Source organism: Acinetobacter sp. SCLZS86 (assembly GCF_021560715.1).
Classification (GTDB): domain Bacteria; phylum Pseudomonadota; class Gammaproteobacteria; order Pseudomonadales; family Moraxellaceae; genus Acinetobacter; species Acinetobacter towneri_A.
In genome coordinates this window covers 1156000-1168473 of sequence record NZ_CP090864.1, presented here as the reverse complement: position 1 = coordinate 1168473, position 12474 = coordinate 1156000, and the positions used below count along the sequence as shown (strand labels likewise).

Sequence of the window (12474 nt, the reverse complement as noted above, 5' to 3'; positions counted from 1 at the left end):
ATCAAGCCTGTGCCAAAAGAATTTTTGCCTGTTTCAACTGCCGCTCGCCTACGCCTTTTTCAAGGGTCGCATGCGGCAAAAACATCGCATAATTCAACTGTTGTTGTTCACATTGTTCGGCCAAACCCATCATCAAACTTAGTTTTTCTTCGTGGGTCGGTGCAGGCATGTGTTCATAGTGAATGTCGATACTCTGTTGATCCTGATATTGTTCAAAAACTTTCACATATAAGCCTTGCCCTCGTGCCGCTTGCTTCCACGACACAGCTTGCAAAGAATCGCCCAATTGAAAATCACGCAGCTCACGAAACTCGTCTAAATCAGGTTGAAAGCTGTGTTGATGCTGTTTATTCTCTGCGCTATACATGGCGGCTTTGGGCGCAACCCACGCGGTACGTGTCAAATTCAAATAAGTCCACGCACGTACCAAGCCAAAAGGATAAACCGAATAAATGTGTAAATGAGGGAAATTAAACTGCCCACGTTGCTCCGCAAAAAATGTCAATACATACTGCTGCTGGGTGTCTTGGATGAGAACCTTTTCTAATTGATGATTGGCTTTAATCCATAAATAACGTGCCTGCGCGACCTCTTGTTTGAAATGCAATTGTAATTGCAACACTTCACCTACTTGCCCAACTTCGGTGGTCACAATTTCAATTTCTAATTCATGCAACTGCTTAAAGGTCAAATAAAAACTGATACATAAAATGGCACTGATCAAAAAGCAAAAGCCTAAAATCAGGTTATTGCCATAATTCACACCTGCAATAAACGTGATTAAAATCAGCACTAAATACAGATAACCCTGTTGGTAAATAAAAACCAAAATATCTTTTTGTTTTAAGGTTTTGTGTCGATCAAACTTAAAACGTGTCTTGATCCAGTTTTGCCATGCCTGCTTAAACATGCGTGTACTAACTCACTTTAACCTGTTGCATCACATGCAAAGTTTCTGCCTCACTCAATCCAATACGATGTGCGGCAACTGCCACAAATACCGCTTGAATATCATCGGCAGTGACAAAACTGCGTTGCTCAATTAGAGCATGTGCTTGCGCTGCTTTTTTTAGTGCCAAAACACCACGGGTAGATAATCCGTGACGCGCTTTACGGGTTTCTGCGGCTAAGTCGAGTAAGTAGTCTAGCGCGGTATCTGACACATAAATTTCTGTGACCAATTGCTGTAAATTTAAAATTTCTGTTTCAGTAAAAATATGGGCCAAACTGGCAATCAGCGCATGTCTGGAGTTTTGTTGCAGCAACATTTTTTCAGCAAAACGCGATGGATAACCCAAAGACAGACGCATTAAAAAACGATCAAGCTGTGATTCTGGCAGCGCATAAGTACCACTTTGAAACAGTGGATTTTGTGTGGCAATCACCCAAAAAGGTTGCGGCAAGCTATAACGCACACCATCCACCGTAACCGCGCCTTCTTCCATCGCTTCCAACAAGGCACTTTGGGTTTTAGGCGAACAACGGTTAATTTCATCTGCCAATAAAATTTGGGTAAAAATAGGGCCTTGCTTAAACTCAAATTGATGTTCTTTTTGATTAAACATATTCACGCCAATCACATCACTGGCCAGCATGTCATTGGTAAACTGAATGCGCTGAAATTGCAGACCCGCCAAGTGCGATAAAGCACTCGATAAGGTGGTTTTGCCTAATCCGGGTAAATCTTCAAAAAGCACATGCCCGCCCGCCAACAAACAACTTAACGCCAATTTGGTCTGCTGTTCTTTATCTAAAATAATGGTGTTAATTTCAGTCAAAAAAGCCTGAATTTTACCCGCATAAGATTCAATCTGTGCATTGAGCTGTTGATGCGCTTGCGTCAGTTGTTGTTTTTGAACTTTTTCTGTACCCCAAATCACAGTAAATCCCCTTATCCCCAAAAAAACGGCGCATGTTTAAACATACACCGTTTTTCTAAATTTCCAAAGAAATCCTAAAGATATTCTAAGCTGCCTAAAAAAGTAAGTTTTAAACAGCCCATATCTCTATACATTTCCATCCTGATGCGGGATTAACACGGACACTTTTTCAAACCACCTTTTGCCGATGGATAACGCGCATCGACACAGTAACGATAAAAAGTCTTCGCATCCATGGCTTCTAAATCTGGATGATGCTTACGCATGTGTTCCAAATAGTTCTGATAATCCGGTACACCAACCATTAAACGAAAACTTTGTTGCAAACGCTGCCACAAAGTAGCGATACGCGACCAGTTTTTCGGATTCAAAATCAAATCCTTTTGCGACATGATGGTCATTTTAATGATGTTGTAAATCACTGTTTTGCCCTGTTGGGCAAATTTCAGCTTAATCATGTGCTGACTCCTAATGACTGCTATTTGGCTGAATAGTTTCAGGATCACGATAAATCGCTTCGGCTTCATGTACAGTTGGCGTTGGGCTTGCCAATGCACGGCGAATTACCCTAATAGCAGCGAACAACATCACAAATGCCACAATCATAAAGAATGCACATAACACGGCGTTAATTTGATTCGACATCACAATGGTTTGCATTTCGGTGACTGTTTTAGCAGGTGCTAAAATTTCATTGCGTTGAATTGCGGCACTGAAACGATCTGCTTGCGCCAAGAAACCAATTTTTGGATTTTCGTGGAAAATCTTTTGCCAGCCTGCGGTCATGGAAGTAATGAACAAGAATACGGTTGGGATAATCGTCACCCAAACATATTTTTCTTTTTTCATTTTAAACAAAATCACTGTACCTAAAATGAGCGCCATTGCTGCCAAAATTTGGTTACCAATACCAAACAGCGGCCATAAACTGTTAATACCGCCTAAAGGATCGACCACCCCTTGATAGACGAAAAAGCCCCAACCTGCCACTGCGACTGCCGTGCCAAGCAAGTTACCAAAGAAGTTATGAGAATTTTTCACCACAGGAATAACAATCCCCACAGTATCTTGCACCATGAAACGGCAAGCACGTGTACCTGCATCTACCGCAGTTAAAATAAATAAAGCTTCAAATAGAATGGCAAAGTGATACCAGAACGCCATCATCGAGCGGTTATTAAAAATCTCGGTGATGATATGTGCCATACCAATCGCAAAAGTTGGCGCACCGCCCGTACGTGACAGAATCGAGCTTTCGCCCACTTCTTTTGCCAAAATGGTTAAAGTTTCAGGAGTCACCACAAAGCCTAAATTTCGTACCGCTTCTGCCGCACTTTCCACCGTTGTACCTAAAACTGCAGTGGGTGCGTTAATAGCAAAGTACACGCCTGGGTCTAGCACCGTGGCACAAATCATCGCCATGATTGCCACGAAAGACTCCATCAACATGCCGCCATAGCCAATCATCCGAATGTCTTTTTCGTTATTGACCAGTTTTGGCGTCGTACCTGAAGAAACTAAGGCGTGGAAGCCTGAAATCGCACCGCAGGCAATGGTAATAAATAAGAATGGGAACATTGAACCCGCAAATACTGGTCCTGTACCATCAATAAAATGGGTCACCGCAGGCATCTTCATTTCAGGCATTGCAAACACAATCCCCACAGCCAAACCTGCAATAACACCAATTTTTAAGAAGGTCGATAAATAATCACGTGGCGCCAATAACAACCACACTGGCAAAACTGAAGCAATAAAACCGTAGGCAATTAAACACCACGTTAATTCTGTGCCACTTAATGTAAACAAAGGTCCCCAGGTTGGATGCTGCGCAACATTTTCACCATAAATAATACCTAACATCATCAGTACAAAACCGATAATGGAAACCTCAGCAATTTTCCCTGGGCGAATAAAACGCATGTAAATGCCCATGAAAATCGCAATTGGGATAGTGGCCGCGATACTAAATACGCCCCACGGACTATTGGTTAAAGCTTTCACAACAACCAAGGCGAGTACAGCGAGAATGATCACCATCACGCCCAGCGCACCTAGCATGACAATCACGCCAGCAAATGAACCCAGCTCTTGCTTTGCCATTTCTCCCAGAGAACGCCCATCACGACGTGTAGAAATAAACAAAACCAAAAAGTCTTGCACTGCACCAGCCAACACCACTCCAACCAAAAGCCAGATGGTGCCGGGTAAATAGCCCATTTGTGCTGCAAGAATAGGTCCAACTAAAGGGCCTGCGCCTGCAATTGCGGCAAAGTGATGACCAAACAATACACTTTTATTGGTGGGAACATAATCTAGACCATCTGCTAGACGATGTGCGGGTGTTAAGCGTCGCTCATTTAACTCGAATACTTTGGTGGCAATAAATAAACTGTAGAAGCGGTATGCAATGCTATAGACACAGACCGCAGCTAAAACTAACCAGACTGCATTGACGTGTTCGCCTCTACTGACTGCCAATATCCCAAAAGATACTGCACCCAATATGGCGACCAAAAGCCATATAATTTTTGAAGTCAGAGTTGACTTCGGCTGAACAGATTCCATTTCAATCTCTCTTCTTGTTACATTTTTTAAGCGTTACTTTTATTGTCGAGATTTAGGGGCTGTAGACACTTCGTCTATGTTTGCGACTACGCATATTTTTTAACTGATATAAGGCATGAGGCAGGAAATTTAGTCATTCTAAATGACTGACTCATAACGAAATAGCAGCAAAAAAATATGCTTGTCCTTCGCTGCGCCTTGCACTGCAAACAAAGCAGTGCTTGTTTTTGCTAAGGCTGTGGCTAAAACTTTCTCAGATTGCGTTATGAAACTTGGCAATAGTCTCGCTATTCCCTGCGTTTCATGCCTGATCTGCTCAGTTTTAGCCTACAGCGCAAGCCATTTATGAAATGTCTACAGACCCTTGCTTTAATTCCTAAATCCTTGGTTGATCCTGCTCCTTTTATTTTGATGTCTGCTGCCCTTACATCCATAGTGTGCGCTACCGTACACTTAAATGGAGCACCAACAGTTTCCTATACTTTTCACCTATTCTTTTACCACATAATCAAATCAACAAAAAAGGGGGATGACGCGAATCATCCCCCTCTTTTACTTATGATTTATCAATAAATCATTATGCGCGTTCTAGGTATTCACCTGTACGAGTATCTACACGAACGCTTTCTTCTTGCTGAACGAATAATGGAACACGTACTACTGCACCTGTTTCTAATTTCGCTGGTTTACCGCCACCGCCAGAAGTATCACCACGTACACCCGGATCAGTTTCAACGATTTTTAATACTACGAAGTTTGGTGCGTTTACTGTTAAAGGTACGCCATTAAACAACATAATGGTACATTTTTCGTTTGAATCATCTTTTAACCATTTTGCAGCATCACCCATTGCGGTTTTATCAGCAGCTATTTGCTCAAAAGATACAGGATCCATAAAGTTCCACATTTCGCCATCGTTGTAGAGATATTCCATTTCTACTTCTACAATGTCAGCTGCTTCTAATGAATCACCAGACTTAAATGTTTTTTCTAAAACTTTACCAGAACGAAGGTTACGAAGTTTTACGCGGTTAAACGCTTGACCTTTACCTGGCTTTACATATTCATTTTCCATGATTGAACATGGGTTACCATCAAGCATAACCTTAAGGCCTGACTTGAAATCATTCGTAGAATAATAGGCCATGACTGGCACACTCCAAACTGACTAACTTAACTATATATGTTACAAGCAAATGACCAACGCAGCTTTGCGATGCTCGCCATCTTGCAACATCTTTTTTTTCATCGGACGTATTGTAAATGAGCAAGCCATAACGAAGCAATGAAAATCCACTACCGATCGCCTCAAGATATCGGTAAAATCAGCTGTTTTATAATGATTCTGATTCAAAGCGATCTAATCATTCACGGCATTCACGCTCAATAAACACAGAATTCTTCTAGGCTATACAGATGTGTGCTTGGTTCATTTCACCTTATATTTAAAACTTTTCTGGCATGATCAATTACCTGTACCAAGAACAAAACTGGCAATCTCAACTCAGTGACTTGATCACCGACCCACGCGAATTGTTAAATCTTTTAGAGTTGTCTGAACAGCAGTTGCTGTCAGGTGCATTACTGGCATCAAATCAGTTTAAATTGCGTACCCCGCGAGCATTTGTTGCCAAAATGCAAAAAGGCAATCCGCTCGATCCCTTGCTATTACAAGTTTTGCCGCATCATTTAGAACTTGAAGATCATCCCGGATTTGTCACCGACCCTTTGGGTGAGGAACAAGCCAATCAACAACCTGGAGTCTTACACAAATATAAATCACGCTTTTTGCTCACCCTGACTGGTGCTTGCGCCGTGCATTGCCGTTATTGTTTCCGAAGACACTTTCCTTATCAAGAAAACCTGCCAAAAACTGAAGATTGGGACAATATCCGTAATTATATTGAAAGTCAGCCCGATATTAATGAAGTGATTTTAAGTGGTGGTGACCCACTCACTTTGTCAAATCGTAAATTGAATATCTGGATTGAACGCTTAGCATCTATTCCGCAATTAAAATTTTTGAGAATTCACTCACGAGTTCCGATTGTTATTCCCAACCGTATCGATGAATCGCTGATTTCCTTACTAAAAAACAGTAGGCTGCGTATTATTCTAGTGGTACACTCGAATCACGCATCAGAATTAGATGACTTTACGTGTTCGCAACTCACCAAGTTAGTCGAGCAAAATTTCACCGTTCTGAATCAAGCAGTTTTATTAAATGGGGTCAATAATTCTGCTCAGGTCTTGGTCGATTTAAGCTATCGTCTTTTTGATGCGGGGGTGATGCCTTATTATTTACACGTGTTAGATAAAGTAAAAGGAGCGCATCATTTTGATTTAATGCCGCAAGACATTGATCACATCTATAAAGAGCTTTTAGCGAACTTACCTGGCTATTTAGTTCCTAAACTCGTTAGGGAAATTGCGGGCGAAAAAAACAAGACACCGCTTTTTGGGGTTTCAACTTATTGAGTTAAATAATAATCATGAATATAAATACTTCAGATCTTTTTCTAGTTCGCAGCGAACTAAAGCTGGAGCAATTGAGTTTTTGTCAAAATACGGTTAAAAGCATTCAAGCATGGGCAACGGATTTATCCATTTTACAATTGGGTGACTCTTCCCAAGCCCTGTTTAATGCACTGTTAGAAATTTCACAACTGAAATGTCAGGAAACATTACGTTTTGACTTAATTCAAGCTATTCATCCAACACTTGAAAATGTACTCACCAGCCTAGAAAAGCATTTTTTCAATCAGGCCTTAATTAGTAATGACCGCAACGATCATATTGTTGAACTCGCGCTGTTATTACGCAGTCACTTCGCCAAAGTGTATATTGATATTTCCCGACGCAGTCACCAACAACTCTCTCAACAAAAGTTTTCTTTATTTGCCTTTAATTTAAAGAAGAATTTACAAACTGCACGAGTTCTATCTAGCTATTATGCTTTACAGCAATTGGCTCTACTGCGCTATCAACAACACATGCTTTATAGCCCCGCCTTGCCAAATCAGTGGTTGATTGCACATCAACTTTTAGATACTGCAATTCAACAACATTATTATTTAAACAATATTAATCAGTTACAAGGTACACAACATCAACTGATTAATATTGCACAAGCATATGCACAGCTGATTTTATTGGAAATTTTCAATACCCATCAAATTCGACCTACTGAAATTCAAGGTTTATATCTTTGTAGCTTTGACTGGGCAAAACTGATTCAAGTTTTACCCAAAGAAACAACATTTTCACGTTACGTGGTCGATGCAAGTAAAGATCATCCCCCTATTTACAATACGCACCAAAGCCAAGGCTTTCATGCCAACATTTTTATTGCAACTCAATCCCTGCTTGATCATTTAAATGAAGCTCAAGGTCGTAAAGGTGAACATTTATCACGCAATGAAAAACTGTTCTTAACTCCTGCCTTACATTTCCACTTACATAATATTTTGACCAATACGGCAGAACGTGTGCATGAGCGTTATGAATATTCGGCACGAATTAAAATTTGCTTTGGGTTAACTGTGGCACATTTTTATCTCTCTAATGGTAAAAACTTCAATGAAACATTGGCTTTGAGAGATAACTACCAATTCCAGAATGAAAGCCAGTTTGTCAACGCCATGCATACCAATTCTACGGTAGATATTAGCGCTGTTAAAACTTTAGACCGTCAAGCCAAACAAATTCACAATGCCGATGTTTTAGATATTAGTGTCAATGGCTATCGTATTAAATGGACGGGTGAAACACCAAAAAACCTTAAAACTGGTGAATTTATTCTCGTTCAGGAAAATAGCCAAAGTCCGTGGCGTGCTGGTGTAATCCGTTGGATTAAACAATCAGCTGAAAAAAGTTTAGAAGTTGGTTTAGAAATTTTAACTCAAGATATTTATCCTTGTTCTGTTTTTATTAAAACAGATCGACATACGGGAAATTATCATCCAACATTATTGGTACAAAGTACACAGGTTGATGAAGTCAATAACACGTTGATTTTGCCAAATCTGCAATTATTACGTGATAAAAAAACCATACAATTACGTTTAGGTGAAGAAGAACTTAAAGTGTTCTTAATTAAACCGTTACTGATTACCCAAAGCTTTATTCGCTTTGATTTTGAGTTGTTAAATGATCAACAACAGCCTTTAATTGATGGTTTTATTCAGAAACAAGTGAATGAAGTTAAAAATCACGATATATGGGAAGCATTAAAGTGAGAAATCCATTATTATCTAAAAAGCTCAAACGTACCGAAACACGTTTACTCATAATCGATGACAACCAAATACGTTTTAATCAAATTTGTGAGCAACTCACTGCAAATGAGCACCGTGTTCAGGCTTATCTCTTAGATGACATAAAAAATTTTGAAAAACAATTACATTTAACTTGGGATTTGGTGATTTTTGGTCGTGCTTATGACATAAAAGTCGATCAGGCCCTTACTTTAATTCGTGCATCACAGCAACCGAATTTACCGCTACTGTTACTCAAACCAGATGATTACGATGCCACACAATATACCAGTTATGTGCGCAAAGGCATCTATGACATTATCAATTTAGATTATCCTGAACGCTTCTATTTTGGCTTAATTCGCGCATTGTCTTTTAGTCGCTTACAACAGTCACAAGAACAACTTATGACTGAACTTGATAATGCGCAATCACAAGCACAGGCGCTAGTCGAAGACAGTAGCAAAGCTGTGGCAATTATTCAGGAAGGAATTCATGCACAAGCCAATGCTGAATATTTACAGCTATTTGGTTTAAAAAGTGAAGATGACATTATTGGCTTGCCATTATTAGATTTATTGCAACCCCAAGATATTACAGATTTTAAATTCCGCTTTAAGAAAGTCAGTCAAGGACAGTTTGAACACGGCCATTTTGATATTCATAGCCAAAACCCGCTTCTGGCACAACAAAACCCACTCAAAATTGAATTTGTTGCAGCAGCTGACGACGCCATACAAATCACCATAGATATTGAAAATACTGCGCATAATACAGCCCCTACTCAAACTACAGCAGACAAAGCAGCGGCAAAGCCTAGCGCCTACCAATTGGTGAATCGTACTTTAGCCAAACAGCCTTCTAGTGCCAATGCTTTGGTGGTGTTTTCGTTGGCGAACTGCCCAGATTCAATTTTCCAATCAGACTGGCAAACTACAAAAAATTACTTTGCCAACATTAAAAACTTTTTAAAAGAACAGACCAATGTACCTTTATTTAATGTGAGTAATGGTTTAGTCGTTGGTTTGTTCCAAGCAGAATCGCCTACAATTTTAGAATCAAAACTGATTGGCTTAAACTCACTCACGAAACCCCAATTACTCACGGTAGATCAACACACTTACCCGCTTAATTTACGTATTGGTTATGTGCCATTCACTCAAGATATTCAAAATGAAAGCAATTTTGAACAACTGATTAGCCAAGGTTTTGCAAACGCATTACCAAAACCACAAGAACAACATAACTCAGGTTTAGCCTTAGAATTATCCTTTGGTGAATCTAATTTAAATGTAATTGAACCTGCTGCAGCTGTACCACAATCCTACAGTGAATCAGCAATTATTGCTGCTATACGTCAAAGCCTAGATCGAGGTGAAATTCATCTGAAGTATCAACAACTTTACGACAAGCAAGATACTAACTTATATACCTACGAAGTAACCAGCGGCTTTATTTTCAATAGTGAATGGCAACCACTGACTGGCTTAATTGACTTGGCAGAAGACCCAGAATTAGCCATTAAACTGGATCGTTGGATTTTGGTTGAAGCCTGTAAACAATTACACAATTTCATTACCCAATACCCTGAAGCAAAGTTGATTGTCAATTTAAACAAATTTGTTTTATTACAAGACCGTAGCTTCCCTGAGTTTGTGTCTAAACTGATTACGATTATTGGTAGCCGCATCAGCCATCCATTAATTTTGCAATTCTCAGAAGAAGATATCAGTCAAAACTTAGGTGATGCACAGAAACAAATCAGTTTATTAGGTCAACACGGTGCTGAAATTTCTCTGCGTGATTTTGGTCATTCCATTTATAGTGAATCCATCTTGAAACAAGTTGATATTCACTATTTAACCTTACACAGCGCACTGACTGAAAAACTGGCTTCAGATAACTCTACTCAAGAATTGCAGGAACAATTGAGCATTTATAGTGAAATTAAACCTATTGAAGTGTTATTACGTGACTTAAATGATATGAATCTGTTTGCAAATGCATGGAATGTCGATGCACGCTTTATTCAGGGTGATTATTTCCAGAAAAAACTCGATCATTTAATTGATGTGCAAGACCAATAAGGTCTTGTGCATTAGGGTCTATTTGTAGATCCTAAAATTTAAGGCACAAAAAAACGGGCAATTGCCCGTTTTTTTGTACTGGAGATTAACGTTTGATAGAACGTGACATACCAGCAAAACGTTGTTTGAACTTGTCGATACGACCGCCAGTGTCAACATTCTTTTGCTTACCAGTGTAGAACGGGTGGCATGCAGAACATACGTCAAGATAAAGAGTTTCTTTACCAACTGCTGAACGAGTTTCGATTACGTTACCGCAAGAACAAGTTGCAACTAATTTTTCATATTTTGGGTGAATATCGGCGCGCATCGTCGATTACTCCTAAGATTTAAGAAGGCTTAAGCTGTCATCGCAATTGGTCACTCTCATTAACAAAAATGAGGAAATGCTTTAAAGCAGACCAACACCACAACAGACCATTCTTTTGGCCCACCGAGACGGATACCGTCAGAGCTAAGCACAACAAGTTGGGCAATATTATACGGAATAAAATATTTTAAAGCTAATTATTCTTAGGAATTTAATTCTTGCGGGTCAGTCGAATCTGGTTGCTTCTCAAGATAATTGGCAATCACGCCACACACCATTAACTGAATTTGATGGAAAATCATGATAGGTAAAACAATCATCCCCAAAGGCTGACCAATAAATAAAATTTGTGCCATTGGTACACCACTGGCCAAGGTTTTTTTGGAGCTACAAAAAAATGCGGCAATTTGATCTTCACGTGCAAAACCCAACCATTGCGGTACAACCCACGCCAACCACATCACAAGGGTCAATAACACGGAACAGGCAATAATCAACAGCAATAAAGTCATGCCACTGACTTGATGCCACAATCCTGCTACCACTGCCCCACTAAATGCGCCATAAACCACCATCAAAATCGAACCCTGATCAAACACCTTGACCAATTTTGGCAATTTCAGCATCTGTGGAAAAACATAAGGACGTAATAATTGCCCCAAGATAAATGGCACCAATAACAATAACGTAATTTGAATAATCGAGTTTGTCGGGTCAAAACCGTGCTCAGACTGCCCTAAAATAAAGATTCCTACTAAAACCGGGGTAATAAACATCCCAATTAAATTAGAAAAAGACGCACTGCAGACTGCGCTGGCAACATTGCCTTTTGCCACTGAAGTAAAGGCAATTGAAGATTGCACGGTTGAAGGCAAAAAACACATGAACAAAAAGCCCCAATACAACTCCTGCCCAAGAATTGGCACTAAAATTGGCTTAGCTAGCAAACCTAAAATCGGAAATAACGCAAAAGTAAAAGTAAACACCAACGCATGCAATTTCCAATGCATCATGCCTTGAATTACGGCTTCACGTGATAATTTCGCCCCATGCAAAAAGAACAAAATTGCAATGGCAACCGTTGTAATCACACTAAAAACTTCGGCAGCCTGCCCTGACACAGGCACGACACTGGCGAGGATCACCATCACAAACAAAAGAATGGTAAAACGGTCCAATGCCAATAACTTCAACATAAACACATCCTGTATCTTTTACTGTTGCAAAAAAAGCCCAGTAATTTTTACCTTTCGATAAAGGTATATTACTGAGCTCTATTCAAAAAGCGAGCATTTTAAGGTGATGTTCAATATTTTTAAAATGAATACTGAACAATATGCAGTTTATTGTGTAATAAACGTTTGGTTTTTACT

General features: G+C 39.7%; 10 protein-coding genes. 3 read left to right on the top strand and 7 right to left on the bottom strand.

Annotated elements, in window-relative coordinates:
- Window position 1 precedes the first annotated feature (1 nt).
- The 5 genes from LZP46_RS05490 to efp form a co-directional block, all read right to left on the bottom strand.
- Window positions 2–910: a DUF58 domain-containing protein gene (locus tag LZP46_RS05490; RefSeq protein ID WP_236094931.1), complete on the bottom strand. Its 909-nt coding sequence runs from the start codon at window positions 908–910 to the stop codon at window positions 2–4.
- A gap of 7 nt (window positions 911–917) precedes the next feature.
- Entirely contained in the window at window positions 918–1844 is a 927-nt protein-coding gene (locus LZP46_RS05485; RefSeq protein WP_236095179.1) for an AAA family ATPase, read from the bottom strand.
- Window positions 1845–2032: 188 nt separating this feature from the next.
- Complete coding sequence (locus tag LZP46_RS05480) at window positions 2033–2338, bottom strand: YbdD/YjiX family protein (RefSeq protein ID WP_019837636.1); 306 nt, start codon at window positions 2336–2338, stop codon at window positions 2033–2035.
- Window positions 2339–2348: 10 nt separating this feature from the next.
- A complete protein-coding gene (locus tag LZP46_RS05475; RefSeq protein ID WP_236094930.1) occupies window positions 2349–4448 on the bottom strand; it encodes a carbon starvation CstA family protein in 2100 nt (699 codons plus the stop codon).
- 577 nt (window positions 4449–5025) lie between these two features.
- Window positions 5026–5595: an elongation factor P gene (gene efp, locus LZP46_RS05470; protein WP_004971615.1), complete on the bottom strand. Its 570-nt coding sequence runs from the start codon at window positions 5593–5595 to the stop codon at window positions 5026–5028.
- Window positions 5596–5909: 314 nt separating this feature from the next.
- Between efp and epmB the strand changes: the two genes are divergently transcribed.
- From epmB to LZP46_RS05455, 3 genes are read left to right on the top strand one after another with little or no spacing between them, the layout of a single operon-like run.
- Window positions 5910–6926, top strand: coding sequence for an EF-P beta-lysylation protein EpmB (gene epmB, locus LZP46_RS05465; protein WP_236094929.1), 1017 nt, complete (start codon window positions 5910–5912; stop codon window positions 6924–6926).
- A 14-nt stretch (window positions 6927–6940) separates the two neighbouring features.
- Window positions 6941–8686, top strand: coding sequence for a GTPase (locus LZP46_RS05460; protein WP_236094928.1), 1746 nt, complete (start codon window positions 6941–6943; stop codon window positions 8684–8686).
- A complete protein-coding gene (locus tag LZP46_RS05455; RefSeq protein ID WP_236094927.1) occupies window positions 8668–10791 on the top strand; it encodes an EAL domain-containing protein in 2124 nt (707 codons plus the stop codon). The genes LZP46_RS05460 and LZP46_RS05455 overlap by 19 nt, the downstream gene beginning before the upstream one ends.
- An 85-nt stretch (window positions 10792–10876) precedes the next feature.
- Here the strand turns inward: LZP46_RS05455 and rpmE are convergent, their stop codons facing one another.
- Together rpmE and LZP46_RS05445 are read right to left on the bottom strand one after the other, a co-directional pair.
- Window positions 10877–11101, bottom strand: coding sequence for a 50S ribosomal protein L31 (rpmE, locus tag LZP46_RS05450; protein WP_004971624.1), 225 nt, complete (start codon window positions 11099–11101; stop codon window positions 10877–10879).
- Window positions 11102–11304: 203 nt separating this feature from the next.
- Window positions 11305–12303 carry a bile acid:sodium symporter family protein gene (locus LZP46_RS05445; RefSeq protein WP_230244253.1) on the bottom strand — a complete coding sequence of 333 codons (999 nt, stop codon included), beginning with the start codon at window positions 12301–12303 and terminating at the stop codon, window positions 11305–11307.
- Between the last annotated feature and the right edge of the window lie 171 nt (window positions 12304–12474).

What these genes read in the sequence shown, in the direction of transcription:
- LZP46_RS05490 (WP_236094931.1), bottom strand. Translation starts at nt 910, where the DNA reads ATGTTTAAGCAGGCATGGCAAAACTGGATCAAGACACGTTTTAAGTTT.
- LZP46_RS05460 (WP_236094928.1), top strand. Translation starts at nt 6,941, where the DNA reads ATGAATATAAATACTTCAGATCTTTTTCTAGTTCGCAGCGAACTAAAG.
- rpmE (WP_004971624.1), bottom strand. Translation starts at nt 11,101, where the DNA reads ATGCGCGCCGATATTCACCCAAAATATGAAAAATTAGTTGCAACTTGT.
- LZP46_RS05475 (WP_236094930.1), bottom strand. Translation starts at nt 4,448, where the DNA reads ATGGAATCTGTTCAGCCGAAGTCAACTCTGACTTCAAAAATTATATGG.
- efp (WP_004971615.1), bottom strand. Translation starts at nt 5,595, where the DNA reads ATGGCCTATTATTCTACGAATGATTTCAAGTCAGGCCTTAAGGTTATG.
- LZP46_RS05480 (WP_019837636.1), bottom strand. Translation starts at nt 2,338, where the DNA reads ATGATTAAGCTGAAATTTGCCCAACAGGGCAAAACAGTGATTTACAAC.
- LZP46_RS05455 (WP_236094927.1), top strand. Translation starts at nt 8,668, where the DNA reads ATGGGAAGCATTAAAGTGAGAAATCCATTATTATCTAAAAAGCTCAAA.
- epmB (WP_236094929.1), top strand. Translation starts at nt 5,910, where the DNA reads ATGATCAATTACCTGTACCAAGAACAAAACTGGCAATCTCAACTCAGT.